We start from the raw sequence: 14358 nt of genomic DNA on the forward strand, positions 1-14358 counted from the left end.
TCGCGGGGCCCGCCGGTAGCGTGGCCGCATGCAGCTCCCGCTCTCCCTCTCCGTGTCGCCGCAGGTCCTCTGGCTCGAGAGCGCGGGCTCGACCAACGACGAGCTCCGCGAGCGCGCGACGGCCGAGCCCGCGGCCTGGCCGCACCTCTCCGTCGTGGCGACCGACGACCAGCGCGCGGGCCGCGGACGCCTGGGCCGGGTCTGGCAGGCGCCCGCCGGGCGGACCCTCGCGGCTTCCACGCTGGTGGACGCGGCGGCCCTCCCCGCCGCGGCGGTCGGCTGGCTGCCGCTGCTGGCCGGCGCGGCCCTCGCGCGGGCGCTCGCCCCGCTGGTCGGCGGCGCGGTCGAGGTCAAGTGGCCCAACGACGTGCTGATCGACGGGCGGAAGACGGCGGGCGTCCTCGCCGAGCGCCTCGCCGACGGCCGCGTGATCGTCGGCACCGGGATCAACCTGCTGCTGAGCGAGGAGGAGCTGCCGGTGCCGACCGCGACCTCGCTCGCCCTGGCCGGTGCCGCGACCACCGGCGCCGACGCCGTGCTCGCCGCCTTCCTCACCGAGTTCTCGGCGCTGCTCGCGCCGCTCCTCGCGCTCGGCGACGCCGACGCCGCGGGCACGGCCGCCGTCGTGCGCGCGCACCTCGGCACCCTCGGCCGCTCCGTGAGGGTCGAGCTGCCGGACGGCTCCGTCGAGGAGGGCACCGCGGTCACGCTCGACGCCGACGGCTCGCTCGTGCTCGAGCAGGACGGCGCCCGGCGCTCGTTCTCCGCGGGCGACGTCACCCACCTGCGCCAGTGAGCGCCGGCGGCCGGGACCGGCTCACGGAGGGGGACCGGGAGCTCGCCCGGCTCACGCCGCGCGCCCGTCGCGCCGTCGCTCCCGTCGCCGGCTTCCTCCTGCTCACGTGGACCGGCTTCTACTTCGCCGCGCAGTTCGAGCTGGAGCTGCAGCGCTGGATCATCGCCCTCGGCGCGGCCGTGCTCGTGCTGCTGCTCTGCGTGCCCGGCATCGCCGGCTGGGCGAGCATCCGCTACCGGATCACGCAGCGCGGGCTGCACGCCCGCCGAGGCGTCCTGTCGGTGCGCCGCGCCGACCTCGACTTCGACCCGCGGATGGCGGTCGGCGTCTCGCGGAGCCTGAGCCAGCGCATCGCCCGCTGCGGTGACGTGCGGATCACCCGGGACGGCGCCGAGGCGTTCGTGCTGCGCGACGTGGAGGACCCCGAGCTCGTCGCCGAGCTGCTGCGGGACGCGATCGCGGCGGTCCCGATGCCGCTGCCCGACTGGCCCGCGCCCGACCCGCTCTGACCGCCGCGTCCGCGACGGAGCCCTCGCCGCGTCCGCGCCCCTCGCTACCATGGAGCCGCCCCGCGCCCGCGGGCGGAACCAGGAGGATCGTCATGCGCGTCGGTGTGATCGGAGGCGGCCAGCTCGCCCGGATGATGATCCCCGCGGCGGTCGAGCTCGGCCTCGAGATCGCGGTGCTCGCCGAGGCCGAGGGCGCTCCCGCGGGCCTCGCCGCGTCCCGCGTCGGCGACTACCGCGACGAGGAGACGGTGCTCGGATTCGCCCGCACCGTCGACGTCGTCACCTTCGACCACGAGCACGTGCCGCAGGCGATCCTGCGCCGGCTCGTCGCCGAGGGCGTGGCCGTGCACCCCGGCCCGGACGCCCTCCTCTACGCCCAGGACAAGCTGATGATGCGGCAGCGCCTCACCGAGCTCGGCGTCCCCGTGCCCGACTGGGCGGCGGTCTCCTCCGCCGACGAGCTGGCCGCGTTCCTCGACGAGCACGGCGGACGCGGTGTGGTGAAGACCGCGCGCGGCGGCTACGACGGCAAGGGCGTCCGCGTCGTCCGCGGCGCGCACGAGGCCGACGACTGGTTCGCGGCGCTCGCCGAGGACGGCCGCGGCGGCGCGCTGCTCGTCGAGGAGCTGGTCGGCTTCCGCCGAGAGCTCGCGCAGCTCGTCGCCCGGCGCCCCTCGGGCGAGAGCGTCCTCTGGCCGGTGGTGGAGTCGATCCAGCGCGACGGCGTCTGCGCCGAGGTCCTCGCTCCCGCGCCCGCCTCGGCCGGCCGCCTCGCGGACGCCGCCGCCGACATCGCCGAGACGATCGCCGAGAGCCTCGGCGTCACCGGCGTGCTGGCGGTCGAGCTGTTCGAGACGACGGACGACCGCCTGCTCGTCAACGAGCTGGCGATGCGCCCGCACAACAGCGGGCACTGGACGATGGACGGCTCGACCACCTCGCAGTTCGAGCAGCACCTGCGCGCGGTGCTCGACCTGCCGCTCGGCGCGACCGGCTGCCGCGATCCGTGGACCGTGATGGTGAACGTCCTCGGCGGTCCGGTGGGCGAGTCGCTGACCGACCGCTACCCGCTCGTGCTCGCCGCGCACCCTGCGGTCAAGGTGCACAACTACGGCAAGGAGCCGCGTCCGGGACGCAAGGTCGGGCACGTGAACGCCACCGGCGACGAGCTCGAGCTCGTCGTCTACGAGGCGCGTGCCGCGGCGGCCGTTCTCACCGACTGAGACGTACCATGGTGGCCGTGACCCGCCCCACGCCCTCCGCCACCCCCGCCGGTACCGCCCCGTGAGCGCCGACGCGCTCGTCAACGGTCCCTCTCCGCTCGTCGGCGTCGTGATGGGCTCGGACTCCGACTGGTCGGTCATGCAGGCCGCGTCGACGACCCTCTCGGAGTTCGGCGTGGCGCACGAGGTCCGCGTGGTCTCGGCCCACCGCACCCCGCAGGCGATGATCGACTACGGCCGCGGGGCGCGTGCACGGGGTCTGCGCGTCGTGATCGCGGGCGCCGGCGGAGCCGCCCACCTGCCCGGGATGCTGGCCGCGGTCACCTCCCTCCCCGTCGTCGGCGTCCCCGTGCCACTCGCGCGCCTCGACGGCCTCGACTCGCTGCTCTCGATCGTGCAGATGCCGGCCGGCGTCCCCGTCGCCACCGTGTCGATCGGCGGCGCCCGCAACGCGGGGCTGCTCGCGGTGAAGATGCTCGCGATCGGCGACGACGCGCTGTCCGAGCGCCTCGACGCCTTCGCGGCGGACCTGGAGGCGCAGGTCGCCGCCAAGAACGACGCTCTGGTGGCCGGCCTGTGACGGCGATGACGCTGCCGCTGCGGCATCCGGACGTCCGCTCGAGCTCGTTCATGACCCGGCGCGCCTGGTGGCTGCTGATCGGCAACCTGCTCGTTCCCGGCTCCGCGCAGGTGCTCGCGGGCAACCGGCGCCTCGGGCGGCTCGGCCTCGGCTTCACCCTGGCGCTCTGGACGGCGCTGCTGGTCGCCGTCCTCCTCTACTTCGTCTTCCCGACGGGCCTCTACACGCTCGCGACCTTCGATCTGTCGATGCTCGCTCTGCAGGCGGCCCTGGTCGTCTACGGCGTGGTCTGGCTCGTGCTCACCCTGGACACCCTCCGGCTGATCCGGCTGGTGCGGGCGCGGCCGCGGATGCGGGCCGTGCTCGCCTTCGCGACGATCGCTCTGATGGCCGTCTCGGTCGGCTCGACCGCCTACGGCACCTACCTGATCGGGATCACCCGCGGCACGCTGTCCTCGATCTTCGGCGGCGGGGCGATGGAGGCGCCGATCGACGGCCGCTACAACATCATGCTGCTGGGCGGCGACGCCGGCGAGGACCGCGACGGCCTGCGCCCGGACAGCATCTCGGTCGTCAGCATCGACGCGTCGACCGGCGCCGCGACCACGATCGGCGTCTCGCGCGAGTTCGTGAACATCCCGTTCCCCGAGGACAGCCCGATGCACGAGCTGTATCAGGACGGCTACACGACCGACAACTGCGCCGTCGACGTCTGCAAGCTCAACTCGATCTACACCGAGGTCGAGCTGAAGCACCCCGAGCTCTACCCGGATGCGGTCGCGGAGGGCAGCGAGCCCGGCATCGAGGCGACCCGCGACGCGGTCGAGGGCATGCTCGGCATCCCGATCCAGTACTACGCGCTGATCGACATGGAGGGCTTCGCCCAGCTGATCGACTCGCTCGGCGGCATCGACGTCGACTACCAGGGCACCGAGCCCCTGCCGCTCGGCGGGCTCCCCGACTCCGACGGCGTGATGCAGGGCGTGAACCAGTGGATCGACCCCGGTCCCTGGCACTTCAACGGCGAGCAGGCGCTCGCCTACGCCCGCTCGCGCTACACGACGAGCGACTACGACCGGATGGCACGGCAGCGCCAGGTGCAGACCGCGCTGCTCGAGCAGTTCGAGCCGGCCAATGTGCTCTCGAAGTTCCAGGACGTCGCCGCCGCCGGCTCCCAGGTGATCAAGACCGACGTCCCGCAGGGGATGCTCGGCTACTTCGTGCAGCTGGGCCTGAAGACGAAGTCCCAGCCGGTCGGCGTCGTCGAGCTCGTCCCGCCCGCGGTCGACGTCGACGGCGACCCCGACTACGACGTCGTCCGCTCCCTCGTGCACGAGGGCCTCTTCCCGGACGCCACGGCGCAGTAGCGTCGAAAGCCGCCCTGGTAGCGGGCGCGGTCTCGAGACGCCCCTGCGGGGCTACTCGACCAGCATGAGGGCGGCCCCCGCGGGGCAGCTCGATCGACCGAGGTGGCCGATCGCGTTCATGAGGAGGCTGATCGCATACATGCTGATCGAGTAGGCCGCGGAGCGGCCGTATCGAGATCCATCGGCACCAGGAGTCGGGTCTGCAGACCCCGCGTCTCAGAGGTCGGCGTGCAGGGCCCAGACGCGCTCGGCGGAGTCGCGCCAGCTGAAGGCGCGGGAGCGGTCGCGGCCGGCGACCGAGAGGCGCTCGCGGAGGCCGGTGTCGGAGAGCACGCTGCTCATCGCGAGCGCGAGCCGCTCCGGGTAGTGCTTGGCGTCGGCGCGCTCGACGGCGACACCCGCGTCGGCCGCGACCTCGAGCAGCGCCGGGTCGTCCGAGTGCACGACCGGCACGCCGAAGTGCATGGCCTCGAGCACCGGCAAGCCGAATCCCTCGGCGATGCTCGGGTAGACGAACAGGGTGGCCCGGCTGAGCACGAGCGCGAGGTCGGTGTCGCTGAGGACGCCGAGCGCCCGCACCCTCTCCTCGCCGAGGCCCTGCTCGTCCGCGACGGAGGCGATGTCGAGCTCGCCCCAGCCGGTCGGTCCGACGATCAGGAGCGGGAGCTCCGGGGCCGACGCCTCGCCGAACGCCGCGATCAGCGAGACCAGGCCCTTGCGCGGCTCGAGCGTGCCGACGCTGAGGACGTACTCGGCCGGCAGCCCGAGGGCCTCCGCGCGCTCGTCGGCGTCGTCAGGAAGGACGAGCCCGGAGCCGACGGCCCCGCCGATCACGCGGATCCGGTCGCCGAAGTCGAGGACCTGGGAGAGCTGCTGAGCGACCGCGTGCGTCGGGACGACGACGGCATCGGCGAACTTCTGCGCGCGCTTCGCCATCGCGCGGTGCCACTTGGCGCCGTGGGGGGTGAGCGTCTCGGGGTGCGTCCACGGCACCGTGTCGTGGATCGTGACGGCGATCTGCTCGCCCTCGCGGCCCTCGTGGCTGCGCAGCGGGGCGAACAGGCTCGGAGCGTGCATCATGCCGCCGCCCGAGGGGATGCCGATGCCGTACTGCCAGGCGCGGGACAGCTCGCGGCGGCCCAGGTGCAGGCGGTGCAGTCGGGCGAGGCCGGGCAGGCGCAGCCGCAGCTCCTCCTCCTTCTCCGGCGGATGCGCGGAGAAGACCGCCTCGACCTCGCAGTCGCGCGGGGCGGTGCGGATCAGCTCGCGGGTGAGCTCTTCGGTGTAGCGGCCGATGCCGCCGGGGACGCGGGCGAGCATCTGGTCGACGACCACCCGCAGCGTGGTCGTCACGGCGTGACCGCCTCGAGCGGAGCGGCGGCCAGCGCGTCCTGCCAGGAGCGCATCGGCTCGAGGCCGGCGTCGGCCCAGGCGTCGTGGCCGAGGACGGAGTAGGCGGGCCGCGGGGCCGGGCGGACGAAGCTGCCGCTGTCGGTCGGCCGGATCCGCTCCGGGTCGAGCCCGGCCTTCTCGAACACGGCGCGCGCGAAGCCGAACCAGGTCGTCTCGCCGGCGTTGGTGCCGTGGTAGATCCCGGCCGGAGCCGCGGCGTCGACGAGGGCGATCAGGCGGTCGGCGAGATCCCCGGTCCAGGTGGGCTGACCGCGCTGGTCGTCGACGACGGTGAGGGTGGGGTGCGCGCCGGCGAGGCGGACCATCGTCTTGGCGAAGTTGCCGCCGTGCGCGCCGTAGAGCCAGGCCGTCCGGACGACGTAGCCCCGTTCGGGGTTCGCGGCGAGCACGAGCTCCTCACCCTCGGCCTTCGTGCGGCCGTACGCCGAGATCGGGCCGCGGGGGTGGGACTCGGCGTAGGGGCTGGTGGCCGAGCCGTCGAAGACGTAGTCGGTCGAGACCTGGACGATCGCGGCGCCGATCTCGGCGGTGGCGATCGCGAGGTTCTGCGCGCCGAGGGCGTTGACGCGGCGGGCCTCCTCCTCGTCGCTCTCCGCGTCGTCGACCCGCGTGTACGCCGCGCAGTTCAGCACCGCGTCGTGGCCGGCGACCGCGGCGCGGACCGCGTCGAGGTCGGTCACGTCGAGGTCGGCGCGGCCGAGCGCCGTGACGGCGCGATCGCCGAGGGAGGAGCGGAGGTCGGTGCCGAGCATGCCGGAGGCGCCCGTGAGGAGGAAGGTCACCCGCTCATCATGCCGGAGGCCTCCGACGTGCGGACCCCCGGCGCACCGGCGACGACGGCCGACCGGGGCGTCGGCGGGCCGCCGAGCGCTCAGTACACTCGTGACCGTGCAGATCAGAGAGCTCGAGATCCCCGACGCCTACGAGGTCACACCGCGGCAGTTCCCCGACGACCGGGGGGTGTTCTACGAGTTCTACCGCTTCGACCGCCTCGCGGAGAAGGTCGGGCACCCGCTGTCGCTGCAGCAGGGCAACACCTCGGTCTCCAAGCGCGGCACCGTCCGCGGCATCCACTTCGCGCAGATCCCGCCGTCGCAGGCCAAGTACGTCTCCTGCTTCTCCGGGGCGGTGCTCGACTACATCATCGACGTGCGCGTCGGCTCGCCGACCTTCGGGCAGTGGGACTCGGTCCTGCTCGACGACGTCGACCGCCGCTCGGTCTATCTCGGCGAGGGCCTCGCCCACGCGTTCGTCGCGCTGACGGAGGGTGCGGTCGTCTCCTACCTCGTCTCCTCGACCTACGACCCGGTCCGCGAGAAGGGCATCGACCCGCTCGACGAGCGGATCGCCCTGCGCTTCCCCGAGGAGGCGGGCGAGCCGCTGCTCTCGCCGAAGGACACCGACGCGCCGACTCTGGCCGAGGCGGAGGCGCAGGGCATCCTGCCGACCTGGGCCGAGGCGAAGGCGCTCTACGCCCAGCTGGACGGAGCGCAGTCGTGAAGGGCATCATCCTCGCCGGCGGCTCCGGCTCGCGGCTCTGGCCGATCACCAAGGGCATCTCGAAGCAGCTGATGCCGATCTACGACAAGCCGATGGTCTACTACCCGCTGTCGACGCTGATGATGGCCGGGATCGACGAGGTCCTGATCATCACCACCCCGGAGTACAACGACCAGTTCCGCGCGCTGCTCGGCGACGGCTCGAGCCTGGGCATGACCCTCTCCTACGCGGTGCAGGAGTCGCCCGACGGGCTCGCGCAGGCGTTCCTGATCGGCGAGGACTTCATCGGCGACGACTCCGTCGCGCTGGTGCTCGGCGACAACATCTTCCACGGCACGGCGCTCGGCACGGCACTCGCGGCGAACACCGACATCGAGGGCGCGGTGATCTTCGCCTATCAGGTGGCGGATCCGCGGGCCTACGGCGTCGTCGAGTTCGACGACGCGTTCCACGCGCTCTCCATCGAGGAAAAGCCGGCGAAGCCCAAGAGCAACTACGCCGTGCCGGGTCTGTACTTCTACGACAACTCCGTCGTCGGCATCGCCAAGACGATCGAGCCCTCCGCCCGCGGCGAGCTCGAGATCTCGACGGTCAACGAGCGCTACCTCGAGGCCGGCACCCTGAACGTGCAGGTGCTGGACCGCGGCACCGCCTGGCTCGACACCGGGACGTTCGACTCGATGATCGAGGCCACGGAGTTCGTCCGGGTGATCGAGCAGCGCCAGGGCTTCAAGATCGGCTGCATCGAGGAGATCGCCTGGCGTCACGGCTGGATCGACGACGCGGCGCTGGCCGACCTCGCCGCCCCGCTGGTGAAGAGCGGCTACGGCGCGTACCTGCAGCGCCTGCTCGAGCTCGGTCGCTGACGCGGCGGGTCTCGATGCGCCGCTGCGCGGCTGCTCGACCAGCATGTGCTTCTTGCTGATCGAGTAGCCCGCGGAGCGGGCGTATCGAGATCCCGCCGTCAGCGGCTGGGCCGCAGGCGCATCAGCGCGACGCGCACGCCGAGGCCGAGGCGGACCGCCAGGCGGACGGGCGCCTGGTACCAGGCGTCGTACTTCTGCGCGAGGTAGAGGTAGGCGCTGCGGTGGTGCACCGCGAGCATCCGCGCCGAGGCCAGTCGCGTCGAGTGCCCGCCCAGATGCGACACGACCGCGTCGGCGAGGTAGACGTTCGACCAGCCGCGCTGCCCGAGCGAGTCGCCGAGCTGCACGTCCTCGAAGTACATGAAGTAGCGCTCGTCGAAGCCGCCGATCTGCTCGAACGCGGTGCGCCGCACCATCACGCAGGCGCCCGACAGCCAGCCGGCCGTCATGCTGCCGTGCTGCATCGTCTCGACCGCGCGCGAGCGGCGGTACCGGCGCGACCAGGGGTTGCCCGGCCAGACGTGCGCGAGCAGCGCATGGCCGACGCCCGTGCCGAGCGAGGGCAGTGCGCGGGCCGAGGGGTAGATCGTGCCGTCAGAGTCCAGGATGCGCGGGCCGATCGAGCCGATCCCGGGGTCGGCGGTCGCCGCCGCGTAGAGGGCGTCGATCGAGCCGGGGAGGAAGACCGTGTCCGGGTTCGTGACCAGGATCCACTCGATCTCCGGGCCGAGCCGGTCGACCGCGTAGTTGATCGCCCTGCCGTAGCCGAGGTTCTCGCCGGTCTCGTGGAAGAGCACCTCGGGGCGGCGCTCGACGACGCGGCGGACGGAGTCGTCGGTGGTCGCGTTGTCGACGACGACGACGCGCACGTCGTGTGCGGTCGCCTCCGGGATCGACTCCAGGCAGGCGCGGAGGACCTCACCCGAGAAGTGGGTGACGACGACGACCGCGATGGGCAACGTCGAGCGGGCGATGAGAGCCTCCGGGGGAGCGGCGTCGACGGGCGGGGGCACCGTCGGAAGAACTCGACGAGGCTAGCACGGGCCCCGAGCGGGCCTCCGGCGCTCAGCGCGCGGCGGACTCCACCTCGTCGACGACCTCGCCCAGCTCGGGGGCGACGGCCGCGGACGGCGCGCGGAACACGACGAACTTGTAGAGGCAGAAGTTCCAGACCAGGCCGACCATCACGGCGACGGCCTTCGCGACGTTGATCGCGAGGAAGGCCTTCTCGCCCGCGCTGGGAAGGAAGAGGAGCGAGGTGCCGAACCGGGTGTCGAAGAAGACCTCGAAGCCGTAGATGATCAGCGACTGGAGCACGAGCGAGCTGAAGCCGGTGACCAGGAAGAACTGGGCGAAGGTGCGCACGGTCGGCCGGTCGGGGTGCCGGAAGACGAAGAAGTGGTTGAGGAAGTACGAGATCGAGATGCCGACGGTCACCGAGGCGACGTTCGCGACCAGGGTCGGCAGGCCGACGAGCAGCGCGAGCGCGTTGAGGATGAGGAAGTCGAGGGCGGTGTTGAGCGAGCCGGCGACGAGGAATCGCACCTTCTGCGATTCCAGCAGGCGCGCCGCTCTCCCCGCAGACGGACTCGACTGACGCGACACGGTGCTCCTCGGGGTCCTCGCGACCCGGGCGGGAGCGATGAGGGCGAGAGTACGCGGCCGATCTGTACTGGAACCCTCCGTAGGGGGAACTGAACCTGAGAACCGCGACGCGACGTCCTGCTTCCTCTCACACAGGACGGCATGGTGCACGCTGATACTGTTCCACCGCCTCCGCCCCGGCGGACCGTCCACGTCCCCGCCCGAATCGGAACCAGATGCTCTCGCTCACCATCGTCACCCCCACGTACAACGAAGCGGACAACATCGCCGAGCTGCTGCGCCGGGTCGCCGCCGCTGTGGCCCGCGAGACCGACGTCGTCGTCCGCTCGGTCGTCGTCGACGACTCCTCGCCGGACGGGACGGCGGAGAAGGCGCGTGCCCTGGCGGCCGAGCTCGAGACCCCGTCGTACTCGGTGCAGGTGCTCGAGCGCGCGACCAAGGAGGGGCTCGGCGCGGCCTACCTCTGGGCGTTCGAGCGGATCCTCGAGGCCGACGACGCCCCGGACTGCATCCTGCAGATGGACGCCGACCTCTCGCACGACCCGAAGTACCTCGCCGACTTCCTCCGCGAGGTGCGCGCGGGCGCCGACCTCGTCGTCGCGTCCCGCTACATCCCCGGCGGCGGCACCCCGGACTGGACGCTCGACCGCAAGATCCTCAGCCGCGGCGGCAACATCTACGCCCGCGCGATCCTGGGCTCCCGCCTCACCGACTGGACCGGCGGCTTCAACCTCTTCAGCCGCGAGCTGCTCGAGCGGATCCACTTCGAGACCGTCGACGCCACCGGCTACGGCTTCCAGATCGCGCTCAAGCACCGCGCTCTCACCGCCGCGCGGCGGGTGCGCGAGATCCCCATCGTCTTCCTCGATCGCACGGAGGGGACCTCGAAGATCCCCGGCAACACCCTGCTCCGCAGCCTCCTGCTCGTCCTGCGCATCCGCCTCGGACGCGACGGGTCGCGATGACGGCGGTCGCCACCGCTCCCTCCCGTCGCTGGGCCGTCGTCCTCGAGGCGGCCGGCCTGCTCCTCGTCCTCGCGGCGACGCTGCTCGTGCTCGGCCGCCTGTCGTCGACTCCGTGGTGGGAGTACCTGCTGTCGGACGGCGACTCGCTGGCGCTCCCGCTCCTGGTGCGCTCGGTCGCCGAGGGCGAGCCGTTCCAGTGGGTGATGACGAGTCAGCTCCTGCTGTTCCCGGAGCTCCCGCTCTACCTGGTGAGCCTCGCGCTCTCCGGCGGATCGGTCGTCGGCGCGCTCGTGGTGAACGCCTTCGTCAACGCCGCCGCGCTCTACGGCTGCGTGCGCTGGCTGGCCGCGCGGGTGCTGGCCGGGCGCACCCGGCCGTGGCGGGTGAGCGCCGCCGCGCTGGCGACCGGGACCGTCGTCGTGCTCGCCGCCACCGAGGGCCGGGGGCTGATCAACTCGGGCGCCTTCGCGAGCGGGATCCTGCTGACCACCTACTACTCCGGGGTGGCGCTGGCCGCCGTGCTCGCCCTCGCCCTGATGGCCGAGGCGAGCGGCGGCTTCGATCCCGCGCGGCCGCCGTCGCGGGTCCGCACGGCGTGGGCGCTCGTCGGGGCGGTCCTGGTGTCCGCGGCGACGACGCTCTCCAATCCGCTCTTCGCCCTCCAGTTCACCGCGCCGGCCGTCGTCTCGCTGCTGGCGGTGCTCGTGCTCCGGCGGATGTCGTGGCGGCGCGCGCTGCTGATCTCCGCCGCGCTGGTCGCGGGCGCGGGGATCGGCTACGCGGCCCGGGACGCGGTCGCCCGGTTCGTCGCCGTCGACGCCGGGACCTACGTGCACCTCGAGCGCGCGGGTGCCGCGGTCGACGGGTTCCTCCTGCAGCTGCGCGACGTGGGGTCGGCTCCCACCGGGAAGCTCGAGATCCTGATCGTCGGCGTGCTGCTGCTGGCCGCGCTGGTCACCCTGGTCCTCGCCGTCGCGACCCAGGTGCGGCCCGAGACGCCGTGGGCGGTCGCGGACTCGAGCGTGGTCCTGGCGACCTTCGTGCTCGTCGCCTCCGCCTCCCTCGTCCTCGGGCAGATCGTCACCGGCAGCCTGGTCAGCCGCTATCTGCTGCCGCTCGCGGTCTTCCCCGCGCTGATGCTGCTGCCCGCCTCCCAGGACTGGATCCCGCGCCGTCTCGCCGCGCGCGTCCCGCTGCTCCGGCCGCGCAGCTTCTCCACCGGCGTGCGCGCGGCGCTCGCCGGTGCCGTGGCGCTCGTGGTCGTCGCAGCGGGCGTCGTCGCCGGGCCCGCGGTCCGGGCGGCGGCGGAGCAGGCCGGCAGCACGCCGGAGCGCGCCTGCCTCGAGCAGTGGCTCGACGGCCGCGAGCTCTCGGGCGTCGGCTCGTTCTGGAGCACGCGTCCGCTGGAGCTCTACGGGGACGCGTCGGTCGACGTGCAGCAGGTGAACTTCGACTTCACGGCGCAGCTCTGGATGAACAACGCCGCGTCCTACCGCGGCAAGGACTTCAGCTACGTCCTCGCCGACCGGGAGCCGGACTGGGCGGAGCTCGCGCTCGGCCACCTGGGCGAGCCCGCTGCCATCACCGCCTGCCCGACGTTCGACGTCTACGACTACGCGGGCACCCCCGGGGAGACCGCGCTGAACGCGATCGTCGGCGCCAGCATCGAGAAGGCGAGCGCCGAGCGTGGCTTCTGAGACGTGGGCCGCCCCCCGCCCCCGCCTGCGGCGGATCGGGCGCGAGCTCGGCTGGGCCGCCGCCGCCGCGCTGGTGAGCGTGCTGGCGGCGATGATCGCCCTCGGCGCGACCCCGGGCTCGCTCGCCGAGCGCTGGCGGGCGGGCGGCGACGACCAGATCCTGCACTACCTGCTGTTCCGCAGCGCCACCCAGGCCTTCCCATTCGCCGAGAACGGCGCGCTCGCCTTCCCCTCGGGCTACAACTCGTTCTACACGGCGCAGTTCGACGTCGCGTCCGCGCTGACCGCCTCGGCCCTCGCGCTGGTGATCCACGACGGCTTCCTGCTGCTGAACGTCTTCTACCTGCTCACCTTCGCCTTCGTCGCGCTGACCGGCTACGCCTTCTTCCGCTGCCTCCGTGTGCCGGCCTGGTCGAGCGCGCTCGTCGCCGTCGTCTTCAGCCTCGCGCCGTACCACTTCCAGCGGATCGGGGCGGGGCACGCCTTCCTCGCCAACTACTGGGCGATCCCGCTGCTGGGCGTCCTGATCCTGGTGGTGGCGGGGGAGCGCACCGATCCGTTCCGGGCCTGGCGGCTGCGCGGGGCGACGCGCCGAGCGCGGCTGCTGCGCGGCGCCGTCCCGGTGGTGGTGCTGCCGCTGCTCATCGCGACGACGGGCGGCTACTACTACGTCTTCAGCGTGCTGGTGCTCGGCGGCGTCTGGCTGCTCGGCGCACTGGCCGGGCTCGCGACCCGGGTGCCGCTGCGCGCGGTGCTGGCGCGCGTCCTGCCGCTGGGCGTGCTCGGCGTCCTGGTGGCGGTCGAGCTGGTGCTGCTGGGCGGCGACTGGGGGGAGCGCTACGCGCCGTACTTCGAGAGCCGCGGGGTGGGGGAGTCGGAGGACTTCGCCGGCAAGATCCTCTCGCTCTTCCTGCCGTGGCAGGGCACCGAGGTGCCCAAGATCGGCGCGCTGACGAACATCTACCAGGTGACCACGGCGGTCGCGGTCAACACCGAGCCGCCCGGGCTGCCGCTGATCGCGATCGCGGGGCTGTGCCTGATGCTGGTCAGCCTGCCGCTGCTCGGGCTGGTCGGCGGGCGAGCGCTCCGGGTCACCGCCTTCGGCCGCTTCGTCTCGGACGAGCACGTGCGGGTGCTCGCCGTGGCGGCGCTCTGGACGCTGCTGTTCTACGTGGTGACCGGCTTCGGGATGGCGGTCGCGCTGATCGCGGGGTCGACCATCCGGGCCTGGTCGCGGCTCTCGATCGTGCTGGCGCTGCTGGCGCTCGGCGTCGTGGCGATCGGACTCGCGCGGATCGGCCGGCGCTGGATCCGGATCGCGGTGGTCGCGCTCGTCGTGGTCGTCGGCGTGCTCGACCAGCTCGCCGGGGTCGCCCGGATGGTGCCGATCGCGCCGACCGAGGACGCCGAGATGACCGACTTCGTCGCGCAGGCCGATGCGGCGCTGCCGGACGGCTGCGGCGTCGTGCAGCTGCCGATCAAGAGCTTCCCCGACAGCGGGTCGGTCGGCCGGATGGCCGACTACGACGAGGCGCTGCCCTACCTCTACACGGAGGGCGCGAACCTGGAGTGGAGCTACGGCGCGGTCCGCGGCACCACCGGGTTCGACGTCTTCGGCGGGGCGAGCACGCCCGAGGACTTCGCCGCCGCGGTCGAGGCGAGCGGCGCGTGCGCCGTGTACGTCGACACGGCGGCCTACGTCGGCCGCGAGGGCGCCTGGTACGGCGACGTGCTCGCGGCGAGCGGCTCGCTCACCCCGATCGCGCAGTCCTCGTCCGGACGCTGGCTGGTCTTCCCCGTCGAGGGCTGACGGGCCGGGTCTCGATACGCCGCTTCG

Annotated in this window: 14 protein-coding genes; 10 read left to right on the forward strand and 4 right to left on the reverse strand. The window is 72.9% G+C overall.

Annotated features, from left to right (window positions below; all coding sequences use genetic code 11):
* Positions 1-28 precede the first annotated feature (28 nt).
* From MT350_RS03445 to MT350_RS03465, 5 genes are all read left to right on the forward strand, one after another.
* Positions 29-796 carry a biotin--[acetyl-CoA-carboxylase] ligase gene (locus tag MT350_RS03445; protein ID WP_243615390.1) on the forward strand — a complete coding sequence of 256 codons (768 nt, stop codon included), beginning with the start codon at positions 29-31 and terminating at the stop codon, positions 794-796.
* Entirely contained in the window at positions 793-1305 is a 513-nt protein-coding gene (locus MT350_RS20355; protein ID WP_243615391.1) for a PH domain-containing protein, read from the forward strand. Before MT350_RS03445 ends, MT350_RS20355 begins: the two co-directional genes overlap by 4 nt.
* Before the next feature lie 92 nt (positions 1306-1397).
* On the forward strand, positions 1398-2528 hold the full coding sequence (locus MT350_RS03455; protein ID WP_279392134.1) for a 5-(carboxyamino)imidazole ribonucleotide synthase: 1131 nt from the start codon (positions 1398-1400) through the stop codon (positions 2526-2528).
* A gap of 112 nt (positions 2529-2640) precedes the next feature.
* On the forward strand, positions 2641-3108 hold the full coding sequence (gene purE / locus MT350_RS03460) for a 5-(carboxyamino)imidazole ribonucleotide mutase (protein ID WP_123445392.1): 468 nt from the start codon (positions 2641-2643) through the stop codon (positions 3106-3108).
* A gap of 5 nt (positions 3109-3113) precedes the next feature.
* Positions 3114-4475 carry an LCP family protein gene (locus MT350_RS03465; protein ID WP_243615631.1) on the forward strand — a complete coding sequence of 454 codons (1362 nt, stop codon included), beginning with the start codon at positions 3114-3116 and terminating at the stop codon, positions 4473-4475.
* Positions 4476-4691: 216 nt separating this feature from the next.
* Here MT350_RS03465 and MT350_RS03470 read toward each other — a convergent pair whose 3' ends face one another.
* Together MT350_RS03470 and rfbD are read right to left on the reverse strand one after the other, a co-directional pair.
* Positions 4692-5828, reverse strand: a complete 1137-nt coding sequence (locus tag MT350_RS03470; RefSeq protein WP_243598840.1) for a glycosyltransferase family 1 protein — start codon at positions 5826-5828, stop codon at positions 4692-4694.
* Positions 5825-6670, reverse strand: coding sequence for a dTDP-4-dehydrorhamnose reductase (gene rfbD / locus MT350_RS03475; protein WP_308197305.1), 846 nt, complete (start codon positions 6668-6670; stop codon positions 5825-5827). Before rfbD ends, MT350_RS03470 begins: the two co-directional genes overlap by 4 nt.
* 106 nt (positions 6671-6776) lie before the next feature.
* Between rfbD and MT350_RS03480 the strand changes: the two genes are divergently transcribed.
* Entirely contained in the window at positions 6777-7388 is a 612-nt protein-coding gene (locus MT350_RS03480; RefSeq protein ID WP_243598841.1) for a dTDP-4-dehydrorhamnose 3,5-epimerase family protein, read from the forward strand.
* Positions 7385-8254 (forward strand): glucose-1-phosphate thymidylyltransferase RfbA, encoded by an 870-nt coding sequence (gene rfbA / locus MT350_RS03485; RefSeq protein WP_132435862.1) that lies wholly within the window; start codon positions 7385-7387, stop codon positions 8252-8254. Before MT350_RS03480 ends, rfbA begins: the two co-directional genes overlap by 4 nt.
* A gap of 98 nt (positions 8255-8352) precedes the next feature.
* Here rfbA and MT350_RS03490 read toward each other — a convergent pair whose 3' ends face one another.
* Both MT350_RS03490 and MT350_RS03495 read right to left on the reverse strand, forming a co-directional pair.
* Entirely contained in the window at positions 8353-9267 is a 915-nt protein-coding gene (locus tag MT350_RS03490) for a glycosyltransferase family 2 protein (RefSeq protein WP_243615392.1), read from the reverse strand.
* Positions 9268-9319: 52 nt separating this feature from the next.
* The gene (locus tag MT350_RS03495; protein WP_243582402.1) at positions 9320-9799 is read right to left on the reverse strand and encodes a GtrA family protein; all 480 of its coding nucleotides are present in this window, start codon (positions 9797-9799) and stop codon (positions 9320-9322) included.
* Positions 9800-10074: 275 nt separating this feature from the next.
* Here MT350_RS03495 and MT350_RS03500 point away from each other — a divergent pair, with 275 nt between their 5' ends.
* Genes MT350_RS03500 through MT350_RS03510 form a run of 3 tightly spaced genes read left to right on the forward strand, consistent with a single transcriptional unit; the run spans position 10075 to position 14331 of the window.
* A complete protein-coding gene (locus tag MT350_RS03500; RefSeq protein WP_123735223.1) occupies positions 10075-10824 on the forward strand; it encodes a polyprenol monophosphomannose synthase in 750 nt (249 codons plus the stop codon).
* Positions 10821-12521: a hypothetical protein gene (locus MT350_RS03505; protein ID WP_243615393.1), complete on the forward strand. Its 1701-nt coding sequence runs from the start codon at positions 10821-10823 to the stop codon at positions 12519-12521. Before MT350_RS03500 ends, MT350_RS03505 begins: the two co-directional genes overlap by 4 nt.
* Entirely contained in the window at positions 12511-14331 is a 1821-nt protein-coding gene (locus MT350_RS03510; RefSeq protein WP_243615394.1) for a hypothetical protein, read from the forward strand. The genes MT350_RS03505 and MT350_RS03510 overlap by 11 nt, the downstream gene beginning before the upstream one ends.
* Positions 14332-14358: the final 27 nt, after the last annotated feature.

Origin of the sequence: Rathayibacter sp. VKM Ac-2928 (assembly GCF_022815545.1) — a bacterium.
In the GTDB taxonomy this organism is placed as follows: Bacteria; Actinomycetota; Actinomycetes; order Actinomycetales; family Microbacteriaceae; genus Rathayibacter; species Rathayibacter festucae.

Excerpts from the sequence above, each read along its gene's own strand:
- MT350_RS03445 (WP_243615390.1), top strand. The coding sequence starts at position 29 with ATGCAGCTCCCGCTCTCCCTCTCCGTGTCGCCGCAGGTCCTCTGGCTC.
- MT350_RS03455 (WP_279392134.1), top strand. The coding sequence starts at position 1,398 with ATGCGCGTCGGTGTGATCGGAGGCGGCCAGCTCGCCCGGATGATGATC.
- purE (WP_123445392.1), top strand. The coding sequence starts at position 2,641 with ATGGGCTCGGACTCCGACTGGTCGGTCATGCAGGCCGCGTCGACGACC.
- MT350_RS03465 (WP_243615631.1), top strand. The coding sequence starts at position 3,114 with ATGACGCTGCCGCTGCGGCATCCGGACGTCCGCTCGAGCTCGTTCATG.
- MT350_RS03500 (WP_123735223.1), top strand. The coding sequence starts at position 10,075 with ATGCTCTCGCTCACCATCGTCACCCCCACGTACAACGAAGCGGACAAC.
- MT350_RS03505 (WP_243615393.1), top strand. The coding sequence starts at position 10,821 with ATGACGGCGGTCGCCACCGCTCCCTCCCGTCGCTGGGCCGTCGTCCTC.